This is a genomic window from Burkholderia sp. HI4860 (genome assembly GCF_002223045.2).
Taxonomy (GTDB): Bacteria; Pseudomonadota; Gammaproteobacteria; order Burkholderiales; family Burkholderiaceae; genus Burkholderia.
Genome location: NZ_NKFO02000001.1, coordinates 853,217 through 867,976 on the forward strand (window position 1 = coordinate 853,217; position 14,760 = coordinate 867,976).

Sequence of the window (14,760 nt, forward strand, 5' to 3'; positions counted from 1 at the left end):
GCGGCCGCGATGCGAGGGTCACCGTTCGACACGACCGACTCGCGACGCGATGGCGAGCCGGAAACGCGGCTTGCCGACGTTCCGCACATGCCCCCGTAAAAGCTCACCTTTAGCCGGTTTCAGGCCGTCTCGTCACCCGCGGCGGCATTCAAGCCGGCCAGCGTCTCCACCAGAAAATCCACGCACACGCGCACTTTCGCCGACGCCGCCACGCGTTCCGGATACACGGCCCAGATGTTCGCGGGCTGGATTGCATCCGGCAGCACGCGACACAGCGCGCCGCGTTCGATCAGCGGCGCGGCTTCCCAGATCGAACGCAACACGATGCCGCGCCCGGCCAGTGCCCACTGCACGGCCACTTCGCCATGGTTCGTCGACAGCGCGCCGCCGACCTTCACCGTTGCCGTTTCGCCGCGCACGTTCAGCCGCCACACTCCGAACGGGTGATCGCGCTCCTTGATGGCCAGACAGTCGTGCGACGCGAGATCCGCGAGCGAACGCGGCGTGCCGCGTCGTGCGAGATAGTCGGGCGCTGCACACAGCACGCGGTAGTTCGCGGCGAGGCGGCGCGCGATCAGGTGATCGGCGATCTCGTCGCCGATGCGCACGTCGAGGTCGTAGCCTTCGCCCGCAACGTCGACGAGCCGGTCGAACAGATCGAGCCGCACGTTCAGCTGCGGAAAGCGCGCGGTGAAGTCGAGCAGCGCCGGCGCGACGACGTGCCGGCCGAAGCCGAAGCTGCTCGAAATGCGCAGCGTGCCGCGCGGCACCGTGCGCGTGGTCGACACGTCCTCGACGAGATGATCGACGTCGTCGAGGATCTTCTCGGCGCGCGCGTACACGCGTTCGCCGGCTTCGGTGACCGTCACGCGGCGCGTCGAGCGATGCAGCAGGCGCGTGCCGAGCTGCGCCTCGAGCAACGCGATGCGCTTGCTGACATAGGCAGGCGACACCGCGAGCTGCTCGGCGGCCGCGCTGAAGCTGGTCAGGCGGACAACCAGGCTGAACACGCGCAGGTCGTCCAGATTCGGCGATTTATTCACGATTCGTGGAAAGTTGATTAACCTTTCGCACAATTTTAATCTGAATGGAAATAAATAGAATGATGTAACGCGCCGCTACCGTCCGAGGCAGCCGGCCGCCCAGCCAAGGAGATTTGCATGACCGACAGGACTTACAAGATTGCCGTGATTCCCGGCGACGGCATCGGCCGCGAAGTGATGCCCGAGGGCCTGCGCGCACTCGACGCCGTGACCGCGCGCTTCGGCGTGCGCTTCGACTTCGTCCAGATCGACTGGGCGAGCTGTGACTACTACGCGCAGCACGGCACGATGATGCCGGACGACTGGAAGGCGCAACTGTCGGGCATGGACGCGATCCTGTTCGGCGCGGTTGGCTGGCCGGCGACGGTGCCCGATCACATTTCGCTGTGGGGCTCGCTGCTGAAATTCCGCCGCGAGTTCGACCAGTACATCAACCTGCGACCCGCACGCCTGTTCGACGGCGTGCCGTCGCCGCTCGCCGGCCGCCGCGCAGGCGACATCGACTTCATGATCGTGCGCGAGAATACCGAGGGCGAATATTCGTCGGTCGGCGGCACGATGTTCGAAGGCACCGAACGCGAGATCGTGATGCAGCAGTCGATCTTCACGCGTCACGGCACCGAGCGCGTGCTGAAATTCGCGTTCGACCTCGCCCAGCGGCGCGCGAAGCGCCTCACCGTCGCGACGAAGAGCAACGGCATCGCGATCAGCATGCCGTGGTGGGACGCGCGCACGGCCGAGATGGCCGAACGCTATCCCGACGTCGCCGTCGACAAGCAGCACATCGACATCCTGTGCGCACGCTTCGTGCTGCAGCCTGACCGCTTCGACGTCGTCGTCGCGTCGAACCTGTTCGGCGACATCCTGTCGGATCTCGGGCCGGCCTGTACCGGCACGATCGGCATCGCGCCGTCGGCGAACCTGAACCCCGACCGCAAGTTTCCGTCGCTGTTCGAACCCGTGCACGGCTCCGCGCCCGACATCGCGGGGCAATTCATCGCGAACCCGGTCGCGATGATCTGGTCGGCGGCGTTGATGCTCGACTTCCTCGGCAACGGCGCGGGCCGCGAACGCGAAGCGCACGACGCGATCGTCGCCGCGATCGAGGACGTGCTGCGCACGGGGCCGCATTCGCGCGATCTCGGCGGCAGTGCGGGGACGCAGGAAGTGGGTAAGGCGATCGCCGCGCGGATCGCGGGCTGACGATCGTGCCCGGTGTGATCGCACGCGCCGGGTAGTGACTGCGCGAATCGGCGAGCGGCGAGCGAAGTGCGGTGAGCGGTGAGCGGTGAGCGGTGAGCGGTGAGCGGTGGGCGGTGGGCGGTGAGCAACACCGCACCGCAACGCGCCCGGCTCCCGCTATCCGTCGTCGACGTCGACACGATCGGTGAGTTGCACACCGCGCGCGTGCACACCGATCGTCAATCCACTGCCGGTGCTGTGCGATCGGTGAGATGCGTCACGCCGTGAATCACACCGTTGCATGCGGACACATGCATCACGAGATGCCAACATGCGCGGCGCGTCGGCTTTGCCCGATGCGATGCCGCATCGAACGGCTCACTACACACAGTCCGACGCGACATTTCATCTCCTCCCGAAAAATCTCACCCTCAGCGCACCGACTCCCGCATTTCCTCACCGTTGCATCCCGGTGACGTGCTCGTCGATCCGCCGAGTCGAGCCGACGCGCGCGTCACAGCCCGAGATCGGACAGCCCCGGATGATCGTCCGGACGGCGGCCGAGCGGCCAGTGATAGAGACGATCCTGCTCGCGAATCGGCAGGTCGTTGATGCTCGCGTGACGATGCGCCATCAGGCCATTCTCGTCGAACTCCCAGTTTTCGTTGCCATACGAACGGAACCAGTTGCCGGCGTCGTCATGCCATTCGTATGCAAAGCGCACCGCGATGCGATTGCCGTCGAACGCCCACAGCTCCTTGATCAACCGGTAGTCGAGCTCGCGCGCCCACTTGCGCTGCAGCAGCCCGACGATCTCGTCGCGGCCGGTCACGAATTCCGCACGGTTGCGCCATCGGCTTTGCGGCGTATAGGCGAGCGACACGCGCTGCGGATCGCGCGTGTTCCATCCGTCCTCGGCGGCGCGCACCTTCTGGCGCGCCGTTTCGAGCGTGAAGGGCGGAACGGGCGGACGGATTTCAGGGGAAGCGGACATGAGTTGCTCCTGGTCAGGTTCTGGCCACGGACGCCCGCGGCCGGTTCGGATTCGCTGCTTCGACTAGCGGGACACCGTGTCGAGCAGCAGTTCGGCCGTTGCGCGCGCGTCGCGCGCAGCATTTGCATCGCCGGTGACGAGCGCCACGCCGATTGCACCGTCGATCAGCACGAGCCATTGGCGCGCCAGACGCGCGAGCCCGCGGCGCTCGATGCCGGTTTCGTCGGCATACGCATCGAACCGCTCGCGTACGAATGCCAGCAGGCGTGCCTTGTGCTCGCGTGCGACGACGCGCACGGGGTCATCCGCGTCGGGAATCTCGCCCGATGCGTTGAGGAACGCGCAGCCGTGAAAGTCGGGCTGCCCAAACCAGTCGCGCAGCACATCGAACATGCCGAGCAACTGCACGCGCGGCGCCTTGCCGCGCGCCAGCGTGGCATCGACGAACCAGCGCATCCAGCGCTCGTCGCGACGTTCGAGCGCGGCCACGACCAGCGCCTCCTTCGATTCGAAATGCGAATAAAAGCTCTTTCGGGCCGCGCCGGATCGCCTGACGATCGCGTCGACGCCGGTGGCATGGATGCCGCCCGAATAGATCAGCGCTTCGGCTGCATCGAGCAGCCGGTCGCGAACGCCCGGTTCGGCGGAGGAGTCGTGAGGTGTGTTCATGGGTTTACGGTAGAACGATCGTTCTCCGTCGTCAACACCCGCATGGAAAAGCCCTGTCGGCGAGAGGGCTGAATCGCGGCCTGGCCGCGTGACGTGGCCCGCCGCGTTTACGACATTTTTTCTTGAAGCGGACGCGCGACGCTCACTACACTTCGGTCACCCTGTCTGGGCGAAAGGACATCATGCAGCGAGCGGAATCCGCGCGCCCCGCGCGCGCCTATGCGGCTTATGCGAAGCGGCTCGACGGCCGCGTCGTCGTGCGGCGCTTCGACCCGTGCAGCGATTCGTACGACGCGTTGACCGCGCTGCTGCATCGCGCGTTCGCCTCGCTTGGCGCACTGGGCTTCAATTGCCCGGGCGTCGATCAGCCAGCCTCGGCGACGCGCGAACGCGTGCTCACCGGCGAGTCCTTCGTCGCGCTCGGCAATGCGCACCTGGTCGCGACGATGACGATGCGTTCGCACGATCCCGATTCCCGCTGCGATCCATACCGCAGCCGGCACGTCGCGACGCTCGGCCAACTGGCCGTCGATCCCGTCTGGCAGGATCGCGGCATCGGCCGTTCGCTGCTCGCGTTCGCGCAACGGCGGGCCGCCGCGCGCGGCGCGACGCACCTTGCACTCGACGCGCCATCTGCGGCCGTCCGGCTCATCGATTTCTATCGACGCGAAGGATTTCAACCGGTCGACGTGATGCGCTTTCCGGGACACAACTACGACAGCACGATCCTGTGCAAATCGGTCAGCGTCGGGAGCGGTCGCATCGTTGCCGGCGATACGACGCAGTTCGACGTTACGCGGCTCGTCGGAGCACCGTCATGAAACACGATATGCCGAAGCGCGAAGGCGGCGACGATCACACCGGGCTCGACGTCCGGCAGGCACGGGTGCGCGCGGCGCGGCGGCTGCGCGGCGTGTTGAAGCTGACGCTTCTCACGATCGCCGTTGCCCAAGCGCTGGCGTTCGCGTTCGAAAGCCTGCTGGTGATGGCCGGCTTCGCGCCGGATGCCGCGACGGTGCTGCTGTTCCGCTTCGTCACATGCGCGCTCGTCAGCTTCTGGCTGCAGGCGGACGCGTTGCGCGCCTATCAATACGCGGCGCAACACGGGTTCGTCACCGTTCCCGGCGTGCACGGCGATCCGGCCGACATCGCGCCGCAATGCCCGAAGCGCTGGCTCGTCATGTTGAGTCTTCAGCTCGACCCGCGAGGAGCGAATGGTGAGCGGATCAAGTAGCGGCCTGCGCACCGGTCGATATCCATCGATGTCGATCGCTTTACGCATCAGTGAGTCGCAACGACACGTGAAGGCTCACGGTTGATGGTGCGGTTCGGCATGGCATCGCATGGCGTGCGTAGCGAACGATCGCGCGGCAAGCCAGGAGGGAAGTGCCCGGAAGAGGGGGAGCAAGTGCCGAACGGCGTGATGGCGCGTAGCGGGACGACTGCCGACAGGTGAAGTGAACGTGCGATTGCAGGTCACCGATGTGCGACGGTACCGCGATTCGGTGCGCAAACACAGCTCCCGAATAATCTCACCTTGAGCGCGGATTCGCGTGCTTCGACTCGCACACGCAGACGTAAAACAGAAACGGGGCGGGCGGCAAACTCGCCGCACCGCCCCTTCTCGGCACTCAGGCCGTCCAGTCGAGAATCACCTTGCCGCTTTCACCCGACAACATCGCGGCGAAGCCTTTCTCGTAATCGTCAGCCGCAAAGCGGTGCGTGATGATCGGCGACAGGTCGAGGCCGCTCTGCAGCATCGCGACCATCTTGTACCAGGTCTCGAACATCTCGCGACCGTAGATGCCCTTGATCTCGAGCCCCTTGAAGATCACCTGGTTCCAGTCGATCGCCGTCTGCGCCGGCGGAATGCCGAGCAGCGCGACCTTGCCGCCGTGGTTCATCGCCTCGAGCATGCTCGTGAACGCGCTCGGCACGCCCGACATTTCGAGGCCGACGTCGAAGCCTTCGGTCATGTGCAGGTCGGACATCACGTCGCGCAGCGACTCGCGCGCGACGTTGACCGCACGCGTCGCGCCCATCTTGCGCGCGAGTTCGAGCCGGTAGTCGTTGATGTCGGTGATGACGACGTTGCGCGCGCCGACGTGCTTCGCGATCGCGACGGCCATGATGCCGATCGGGCCGGCGCCGGTGATCAGCACGTCTTCGCCGACGAGGTTGAACGACAGCGCCGTGTGCGTCGCGTTGCCGAACGGATCGAAGATCGATGCGAGGTCGTCGGAAATCTCCGGCGGAATCTTGAATGCGTTGAACGCGGGAATCGCCAGATACTCGGCGAACGCGCCTTCGCGGTTCACGCCGACGCCGACCGTGTTGCGGCACAGATGCCGGCGCCCCGCGCGACAGTTGCGGCAGAACCCGCACGTGATGTGGCCTTCGCCGGACACGCGATCGCCGATCGCGAAGCCGCGCACTTCCTGCCCCATCTCGACGATCTCGCCGACATATTCGTGACCGACGTGCATCGGCACGGGAATCGTCTTCTGCGCCCAGTCGTCCCATTTCCAGATATGGATGTCGGTGCCGCAGATCGCCGTGCGGCGGATCTTGATCAGCACGTCGTTGTGGCCGACTTCGGGGCGCTTCACGCGCGTGAGCGTGAGGCCGGGGCCGCGCTCGAGCTTTGCCAGTGCTTTCATGATCGCGCCTCCGTCAGATGATGCCGAGCGACTTGCCGACGCGCACGAACGCGGCGACCGCCTGGTCGATCTGCTCGGGCGTATGCGCGGCGCTCATCTGCGTGCGGATGCGCGCGCGGCCGCGCGGCACGACAGGGAACGAGAAGCCGATCACGTAGACACCTTCGTCGAGCAGCTTGTCGGCCATGTTCGTCGCGAGCTGCGCGTCGCCGAGCATCACCGGAATGATCGGATGCGCGCCGGGCACGAGCGTGAAGCCGGCTTCGGTCATCTGCTGGCGGAACCGCGCGCCGTTTTCGCGCACGCGCTCGCGCAGCTTCGCGCCTTCGTCGCTGCCGAGCAGCTCCAGCACCTTCAGCGATGCCGCGGCGATGCTCGGCGTGAGCGTGTTCGAGAACAGGTACGGGCGCGAGCGCTGGCGCAGGAGTTCGATGACCTCGCGACGCGCGGCGACATAGCCGCCCGATGCACCGCCGAGCGCCTTGCCGAGCGTGCCCGTGATGATGTCGACGCGGCCTTCGACGCCGCAGTGCTCGGGCGTGCCGCGGCCATCCGTGCCGATGAAGCCGACCGCGTGCGAATCGTCGACCATCACGATCGCGCCGTAACGATCGGCGAGATCGCAGATGCCTTTGAGATCGGCGATGATGCCGTCCATCGAGAACACGCCGTCGGTCGCGATCAGCTTGTGGCGCGCGCCCGCCGCGTCGGCCTCCTTGAGCTTCGCCTCGAGGTCGGCCAGGTCGTTGTTCTTGTAGCGGAAGCGCTTCGCCTTGCAGAGGCGAACGCCGTCGATGATGCTCGCGTGGTTCAGCTCGTCGCTGATCACCGCGTCGTTCTCGTCGAGCAGCGTCTCGAACAGCCCGCCGTTCGCGTCGAAGCAGCTCGAATAGAGGATGCTGTCCTCGGTGCCGAGAAACGCGGCCAGCGCGCTTTCCAGTTGCTTGTGCACGGTTTGCGTGCCGCAGATGAAGCGTACCGATGCCATGCCGAAGCCGTCCTGGTCGAGGCCGGCCTTCGCCGCGTCGATCAGGCGCGAATCGTTCGCCAGACCCAGATAGTTGTTCGCGCAGAAATTGAGCACGCCGGCACCACCGGCGAGCCGCACGTCGGCCGCCTGGGGACTCGCGATCTCGCGCTCGGTCTTGTAAAAACCGTCCGCACGGATCTGGTCCAGCGTCCCGCGCACCTGGGCGAGAAAGGCATCACGCATCGCAAAGCTCCTGACAGGGTTTCGCATTCCGCAACGCGCCACTCGTGGCGGCGGGGCAGCGGCCTGCTACTGTTATAGTCGGTCGTTCGGTTGACCGCATTTATCCGATATTCCGAACTAGAATTCGAAATATCGAACAACTCTAAGCGAACGGAATCCAAATGGCAAGTTCCTCCGGTTCGCGGCGCACGCCCGCCAGCGCCGCCCCGCAACCGCCGGCCGCAACGCCGCCGCGTGTCGGCGAGCAGATCCAGCGGCTGCGCAACGAACGCAAGCTGACGCTCGACGACCTGTCGCGCGCGGCCGGCGTATCGAAATCGATGCTCTCCGAGATCGAACGCGACAAGGCCAACCCGACGATCGCCGTGGCGTGGCGGCTGACGAACGCGCTCGGCATCACGCTCGACGAGCTGTTCTCGCAGCCGAAGGCGCCCGAGACGATCCGGGTAGACGGCCCGCACGACATCCCGACCCTCGCCGGCCACGACGGCCGCTACCAGTTGCGTGTGTGGGGCCCGATCGACCTCGCCGGCAAGTTCGAGTGGTACGAGCTGACGCTGCCGGGCGGCGGTGCGCTGGTATCGAACGCCCACGAACCCGGCACGCGCGAACACCTCACCGTGCTGCAGGGCGCGATGGAAATCGAAGCCGCGGCCGCCAGCCGGCGCCTGAAGGTGGGCGACACCGCGCGCTACCCGGCCGACGAGCCGCACGCAATCCGCAATCCCGGCAAGACCGAAGCGCGGGCATTGCTGATCGTGATCCATCGCTGACGGCGCGCATAGCTGGCCAAACGGCCAAAGGATCTGTTGCAGGCCAGTTGCGGAAAGTACTGTATGTTTGTACAGTATACGGACATTCCGCCATGCATGGGCCGGAGCCGGCGCACCGAGGCGCCAGCCCGGTCGACAGGAGCCTGCAATGACAGAAGAACAAGATTTGGCCGCGCTCAGCTTCAAGGCTGCCGCGCACGACCTCGAGCTGATCGTCCGGCATATCGCCGGGCGCTACATCCACCAGCGCGTCCCGCTGACGTGGCGGCTGCTGCACGCCATCGAGGCCGAGGCGCTTGCCGATCTCGGCTTTGCCAGCCGGCACGAGGCCGGCATGCGTCAATTGTTCGAGCGACCGTTGGACATGACGTTTCCCGAAACGGACGATCCGATCGACTTCGGGCGCTCGAATGCGCTGCCCGCCGTATTTTCGTTCGCGGTTCTCGCCTATGAAGCAGCGTCAACCGCGTCGAACGACACGGCGCCGCCCGCGCGCGTTCATCGCCCGGCCAAGGCGTGGGGCGACTGATTCCCAGCCCGGGCCGCCGCGTATGGCGGCCTTGTCCAGCCTCTTGCTGCCCGAGACGTTGCGGAAAGGGCTACCATATACGCAACTAACGGAATAACTCACATGTCTCTTCCCGCCTCTCCCGACACCCCGGCACGCCCGGAAGAAACAGATCTGTTCGACCGCGGCGCATCCGACTGGATCGTCTCGCCGGAAGCCGCATTCGATGCCTGGCTCGCAATGCAGGACTATCGCCGCTCGTCAGCCGACGTCTACCGCGCTCAATGGGGCGCGTTCCTCACCTGGATGCGCGCGCACCAGAAGAATCTGGCCACGGTCGATACCGCAACCATCGCGAATTTCGTCGGCGAACTACCGATCCGGAAAACCCAGCGAATGCGCTATCTGCGACTGATCGAGCGCGTGCTCGACCACATCCGCCGCACCGAATACGCGTCGACCAACCCGGCCCGGTTCATTGCTCAGGACGGCGAAGCGAACTGGCGCAAGGCGCGCGACAACGAACCGACCGGTTTCCTCACGCCGGCCGAGCGCGCGACGTTGCTCGCGTACCTGTTCTCGCCGATCGGCGTATCCGGTTCCGCGTACTGGAAAGAGCGGCGCGACCGCGCACTCGTTGCCGCCTTTCTCGGTGCCGGCATCAAAACCGGCGAAGCGCGCGCGCTTACGATTAGTTGCATCAATACGAGTGGAACGTCACTGCGGATCGAGTCGACGCATCCGGATTTCGCACGCGAAACTCACCTGGCATCGTTCGCGATCGCCCTGCTGGAAGCCTGGCTCACCGAGCGCAAGCGCCAGGAGATTCCGGGGGAGCTCGTGTTCCCGGCATCCCATGCCGGGCGGCCGATGCACAAGGCGACGATGCTGCGCGCGATCGACGCGATCGTCGAATCCGCCGGGCTCACGTCGTCGCGCACCGCGCGCGCGAGCCCGCAAACGCTGCGCAATACCTACGCGGCCGAACTGTTCGAACACGACGTGCCGCCCGAGCGGGTCGGTAAATGGCTGGGCTTCATGCGGCCGATCTCGTCGAATCGCCTGCATCGTGCATGGAAGAACTGGCGTGACGGCCTGGCCGACGGCAACGGTGACGCGTCCGACAGCGACGAAACTCACTGATCACGAATGGGCTGCTCACGCGAAGCGATGCGTGAGCAGCCTTGTGTGGCGTAGCCTCACCGTTTCACAGCTCCCGAAAAACCTCACCTCAAGCTCCCCGGATCGTCTCACCTGTGCCGCACGGCCTGTGCGGGCGTCACGTGCGCGCGAATCGCGCGACCGCTTCGAATCGGGACGGCCATGCGCCCGAAGCATGCTCGCACTCGGGGCAGGCCACTTCGAAACCTTCTTCGCCGTGTGACAGCTCCGGCTCACCGTCGCAATGCGGACAATGGGCCGGCACCGGAATTTCCTGATCCAGCGAGGTGCCGATCGCGGCAAACGCCTCCGCATCCAGTTGCCCGGCATCGGCCAGACGGCGGATCAGCGCGGCGATTTCCGGACTCATGCCGCGGCTCGCGCGCAACGAACTCACATCGCGCGTCGCACGTTCCAGTTCATCACCCTGGCTGCGCAACTGTTCTTCGAGCCGGTCGGCACGTGCCTTCGCCGAACTCAGCTGCTGCAGGAAATCGAATTCCTTGCGCTGAACGTCGCGCAAACCGCTCTGGTAGGTCGACGCCATGCTGCGTAACGAATCCAGCTCGACCAGCATCGGCTTCACGCGACGTTCGGCTTCAGCCACGGCGTCCTTGATTTGCTGCGCGTAGTGCTCGGTGCGCTGCTGCAGTTCGGCCTGGAGCGCATCGATGCGGTCGCGCAGCGCCGCATTTTGCGTCTGCTCGGCTTCGACGCGGCCGGCGGCCGCGGCCAGTTCCTTCTCCAGTCGGGCGACTGTGGTGAGCAACGTCGCCTCGCTGGCCGAACCGTGCGTCGTTTGCGACGCGAGCTGGACCTCGAGTTCGGTCACGCGTGCCTGCAACTGCTCGTTTTTCGCTTCGCCACGCGCGAGCGCGGCTTCGAGCGTCTCCTGGCGGACGGTTGCGTCGCGCAACCGCTGTTCGGCATCGGCAACGCCGGCGCGAACCTGCTCGCGATCTGCATCCAGACTGTCCCGCGCGGCTTTCAACGCTTCTTCATAGAGTGCGCCGAGCAGTGCACCCGCCTTTTCCTCGACGGCTTTGGGAATCGCGGCACCGTCGAGCCTGATTTTGGAGGCGGAACGGATGCGCTCCCAGAAATGGTCGATGTCTTTCGGGATATCGCTGGCGCTGCCGGTCTGGGTGAGATCGCGGACATTGGCAGCCGACGGCCTGATGCCAAGATCGAAGAACAACCGCTTGCATGCGTGCAGCGACAGTTCCTGCCGTCGCGCACCGCTTGCACGCAGCGATTCCAGTTCGTCCCGAATGGCTTGACGTATTTCGTCGAGGGTCATCGCTGTGCTCGCAGACATTCAAATGTTGCAATCATAACGAAATACGTATCTATCGATACTTGTTTCGGCTTGCCGTTGTGAATTTACGTCGCTTTGCACAGAAAGCGGGTCTGTGAGCCGATCCAGACGACTGTGGCCGAAGATTCCGTGAAACAAAGCGAAGAAAGTCAGCCAAGTCCTTGTCTTGCAAGCATTTTCCTGCGGACCCCGAATTTTGGCATTTGTTTCACATGACAGCGGATCCGATTGCCTGTCGGTGTTCAGGGGTTGGGGTGTCTGTGGAAAACTCGTCAGCCGATGTCTTGAGAGTATTAGAAGTAAACACCCTTGAACCCTTAGTTAAAAACGTTAACGCCACGGCACAGCCTTATGCTGCAAGGCTTTCCGGCCGACAAGGTGAAGTTTTACGGGAGCCAAGGTGATCTTCTGCGGGAGCTGACGTGATGGGGTTCAGGGAGCTGCGTGAGCCGTTGCGGGAAACGTAGTGAGCGGATTCGGGATCACAGTGAAACACGAGATTTACCAAAGGTGAGGTTTTTCGGGGCCTCACAGCCACAGAACCCGCGCGGTGCCTCACTGCACAGTTTTCTGCCTGTGCAGACACAGGTGAGAATTTGCGGGACCTTCTTCGTGCCCCGATTCTGCCCATCTTTTAGGCAGTTTTTCTGAAAGGTGAGGTTTCACGGGACTCCACGGGAATTTGGTGTGAGGATTTCCGGGAAACGACCGCCATTTTGCACAGCAAAAGCGCCTGTGGGGGCCTGTGAAGCCCTAAAGGTGAGGTTTTTCGGGAGGGAAATCCGGGTTTTCCTGCCCGGATCTCCTTGAGGTGAGATTTTTCGGGGCCCCAATCACAGGCTGTGATGCCGGTCACAGGTGAGACTTTTCGGGAATGGAATTTGCCCGAAAAATGGGCAAAGGTGAGGTTTTTCGGGACCGGTGAACGGCAGAATTCGTCGAAAAGCCCGCCAGGACTGGAAGAAATCTCGTTTTTGCTGTGCCACTTTTGGGCACAGGTGAGATTTTTCGGGGCCCGACATGAGGTTGTCGTATGAAGGATTTCCGTCGAAAGGTGAGGCTTTTCGGGGGATGTCGGCGGTGCACAGCCAAATGCCATCTGTGCATAAGTATCGGAAGGCATTGGGGTTTTTGATACCGAGGCGGTTACGGTGAGGTTTTTCGGGAGTCGTTTCTCTGCCAGTGGTAGCACAGCGATTTTTGGGTAAGGTGAGCGTTTTCGGGAGGCCTTGGGAGTGAATCCCCCGCGTGTCGGGCATTCGCCGATATCCGGACGAATGAAGTCACTGTGCTCAAGGTGAGTATTTTCGGGACCCGATACGGTTTGCGCGCTGTACAATGCGCGCCCGGCCCGGAAAAAGCATGCTTGATCGGGTCGCGGGGGCCGGTTTCGCAGGCGTCTTTCGGGATGTCGGATCCGATTCCGATTTCCCGACAGGTCACGCCTGTACATGCATACAGGCCGATGGAGGGCGATCGGGGACGCGTGCCGACGTGGGATCGCAACGCTGTGCCGAACGCACTGCTGCGCAGTCGTAAAATTACGACAAATCGAAAGGTGAGCCGATACGGGAGCTCATTCCGCACGTGTCGCGCACAGGTGAAATTCTGTGAATCGGCGCATCCCGCAGCACGTCTGGACGAGTCCGGAACGCTGCAAATCCGGAGCGGTGAGAGTTTTCGGGAGCGCCTGGGGTGAGTGCCGTTTTGCACGCGCACTTCACCCGCTATGGTGAGCATGTCGTTCTGGACGCACTTCACCGCAGGCGCTATCCTTCCGGAAAACTTCTCCTCCGACCCGACGTATGGCCACGACGAAGCGCGCCAAGAAAACCGATGTGGATGTGGTGAGTGCCAGTTCAGCCGAATTGCGGAAGGCCGTCGAGGCGATCGCAATTCAGCCGAAGAGCGGCAAGATCACGCTCCTCACTCGCAAGCTGTTCAATGTCCTGCTGGCCGTGGCGCAGCAGGCCGACGACTCGGGCGATACGTATCGCGCGCTGCTGTCGGACATCGTCGCCAACTCCGCCTTCGATTCGAACGACACCGCGCTGGTGAAGGAACACCTGCGCCGCATGGTGTCGGTGCAGGTCGAATGGAGCACGGGGACGTCGAGCCAGAAGCCAGGCCGCAAGTGGGGGATCTCGACGCTGATCGCCGACGCGGAAATTCTCGAGGATCCGACGACCCGGCGCGTGTGGGTCGAATTCTCGTTCGCGCCGAAGATCAAGAAGAAGCTGCTCGACCCGGTCCAGTACGCGCGCCTGAGCCTGCAGTTCCAGAGCCAGCTGCGCAGCAGCGCCGGTCTCGCGCTGTACGAAATCTGCGTGCGCTACCTGACGAACCCGAGCCACCTGACGATGCGCGAGCCGTGGGAATGGTGGCGGCCGATCCTGTCGGGCACGCCCGACACGGAAGCCGGCGACGAGGCGAAGCGCGAGTACAAGTACTTCAAGCGCGACTATCTGCGTCCCGCGATCGCGGAAGTCAACGCAGTCACCAACATCTTCGTCGAGCTGATCGAGCACCGTGAAGGGCGCCGGGTCGCGGAGATCCAGTTCCGCGTGACCGAACGCAAGCAGCCGATGCTCGCGCTCGACGAACACCCGAACGTGTTCGACAGCACGCTGGTCGACCGGATGGTGAAGCTCGGGATCCCGTTGAAGGAAGCGCAGACGCTCTATGCGGACAGCGAGGAGAACCGGATTCGTGCCGCACTGCAGATGACCGAGCAGCGGATGCGCAGCACGACGCTGCCGCCGGTGCGCAGCGCGCCGGCGTTGTTCAAGGATGCGCTCAAGAAGGGGTATGCGCCGCCGGTCGAGTCGGTCGACACGCTGCCTGCCGGCACGCCGTCCCCGAAGATTGCCGCGGCCCAGCCGGACGATCTGAAGGCACGCCTGCTGAGCGAGTTCGCGGCGTTCCGCCGCAAGGAAGCGAAGGTGCTGTACGAAGAGCAGGGCGACGCCGAGCGCGAAGTGGCGCGCGAATCGTTCGAATCGGAGGCGCTGCCGACGATGGGCACGCATCTGCGCGATGACTGGCGCAAGCGCGGCCTCGATTCCAAGCTGGCCGAGACGGCCTTTTTCGACTGGCTGGCCCAGAGGACCTGGGGCGAGCCGACGGACGGCGATCTGCTGTCGTTCACGCTGAATCAGTCGCGGGCCGCCTGAGGCCCGCTCAGGCCCGCTGACGGGCCGCCGCCGGCCCCGCCCTCGATGGCGGGCCCGGCGTCCTCA

13 protein-coding genes are annotated in these 14,760 nt (G+C 64.4%); 7 read left to right on the forward strand and 6 right to left on the reverse strand.

Annotation, left to right across the window (positions count from 1 at the left end; all coding sequences use genetic code 11):
• Positions 1-119: 119 nt before the first annotated feature.
• Positions 120-1,043 carry a LysR substrate-binding domain-containing protein gene (locus tag CFB34_RS03870; protein WP_089443710.1) on the reverse strand — a complete coding sequence of 308 codons (924 nt, stop codon included), beginning with the start codon at positions 1,041-1,043 and terminating at the stop codon, positions 120-122.
• 117 nt (positions 1,044-1,160) lie between these two features.
• On the opposite strand from CFB34_RS03870, the gene CFB34_RS03875 reads away from it, so the two are divergent.
• Positions 1,161-2,246, forward strand: a complete 1,086-nt coding sequence (locus CFB34_RS03875) for a tartrate dehydrogenase (protein ID WP_089443711.1) — start codon at positions 1,161-1,163, stop codon at positions 2,244-2,246.
• Between the two features lie 493 nt (positions 2,247-2,739).
• On the opposite strand, the gene CFB34_RS03880 is transcribed toward CFB34_RS03875, so the two are convergent.
• Both CFB34_RS03880 and CFB34_RS03885 read right to left on the reverse strand, forming a co-directional pair.
• The gene (locus CFB34_RS03880; RefSeq protein ID WP_089443712.1) at positions 2,740-3,219 is read right to left on the reverse strand and encodes a nuclear transport factor 2 family protein; all 480 of its coding nucleotides are present in this window, start codon (positions 3,217-3,219) and stop codon (positions 2,740-2,742) included.
• A gap of 63 nt (positions 3,220-3,282) precedes the next feature.
• Positions 3,283-3,888: a TetR/AcrR family transcriptional regulator gene (locus CFB34_RS03885; protein ID WP_089443713.1), complete on the reverse strand. Its 606-nt coding sequence runs from the start codon at positions 3,886-3,888 to the stop codon at positions 3,283-3,285.
• Positions 3,889-4,070: 182 nt separating this feature from the next.
• Between CFB34_RS03885 and CFB34_RS03890 the strand changes: the two genes are divergently transcribed.
• Positions 4,071-4,709, forward strand: coding sequence for a GNAT family N-acetyltransferase (locus CFB34_RS03890; RefSeq protein WP_089443714.1), 639 nt, complete (start codon positions 4,071-4,073; stop codon positions 4,707-4,709).
• Positions 4,706-5,122 (forward strand): hypothetical protein, encoded by a 417-nt coding sequence (locus tag CFB34_RS03895; protein WP_089443715.1) that lies wholly within the window; start codon positions 4,706-4,708, stop codon positions 5,120-5,122. The genes CFB34_RS03890 and CFB34_RS03895 overlap by 4 nt, the downstream gene beginning before the upstream one ends.
• A gap of 397 nt (positions 5,123-5,519) precedes the next feature.
• On the opposite strand, the gene tdh is transcribed toward CFB34_RS03895, so the two are convergent.
• Together tdh and CFB34_RS03905 are read right to left on the reverse strand one after the other, a co-directional pair.
• Entirely contained in the window at positions 5,520-6,548 is a 1,029-nt protein-coding gene (gene tdh / locus CFB34_RS03900; RefSeq protein ID WP_011356765.1) for an L-threonine 3-dehydrogenase, read from the reverse strand.
• Positions 6,549-6,561: 13 nt separating this feature from the next.
• Positions 6,562-7,761 (reverse strand): glycine C-acetyltransferase, encoded by a 1,200-nt coding sequence (locus tag CFB34_RS03905; RefSeq protein ID WP_089443716.1) that lies wholly within the window; start codon positions 7,759-7,761, stop codon positions 6,562-6,564.
• Between the two features lie 161 nt (positions 7,762-7,922).
• Between CFB34_RS03905 and CFB34_RS03910 the strand changes: the two genes are divergently transcribed.
• From CFB34_RS03910 to CFB34_RS03920, 3 genes are all read left to right on the forward strand, one after another.
• Positions 7,923-8,534, forward strand: a complete 612-nt coding sequence (locus CFB34_RS03910; protein WP_089443717.1) for an XRE family transcriptional regulator — start codon at positions 7,923-7,925, stop codon at positions 8,532-8,534.
• A 148-nt stretch (positions 8,535-8,682) separates the two neighbouring features.
• Positions 8,683-9,063: a DUF2471 family protein gene (locus CFB34_RS03915; protein WP_089443718.1), complete on the forward strand. Its 381-nt coding sequence runs from the start codon at positions 8,683-8,685 to the stop codon at positions 9,061-9,063.
• 102 nt (positions 9,064-9,165) lie between these two features.
• Positions 9,166-10,185: a tyrosine-type recombinase/integrase gene (locus CFB34_RS03920; RefSeq protein ID WP_089443719.1), complete on the forward strand. Its 1,020-nt coding sequence runs from the start codon at positions 9,166-9,168 to the stop codon at positions 10,183-10,185.
• 136 nt (positions 10,186-10,321) lie between these two features.
• Here CFB34_RS03920 and CFB34_RS03925 read toward each other — a convergent pair whose 3' ends face one another.
• Positions 10,322-11,503: a DNA-binding protein gene (locus CFB34_RS03925; protein ID WP_089443720.1), complete on the reverse strand. Its 1,182-nt coding sequence runs from the start codon at positions 11,501-11,503 to the stop codon at positions 10,322-10,324.
• 1,823 nt (positions 11,504-13,326) lie between these two features.
• Between CFB34_RS03925 and CFB34_RS03930 the strand changes: the two genes are divergently transcribed.
• Positions 13,327-14,694, forward strand: coding sequence for a replication initiation protein (locus CFB34_RS03930; RefSeq protein ID WP_089443721.1), 1,368 nt, complete (start codon positions 13,327-13,329; stop codon positions 14,692-14,694).
• Positions 14,695-14,760 lie beyond the last annotated feature (66 nt).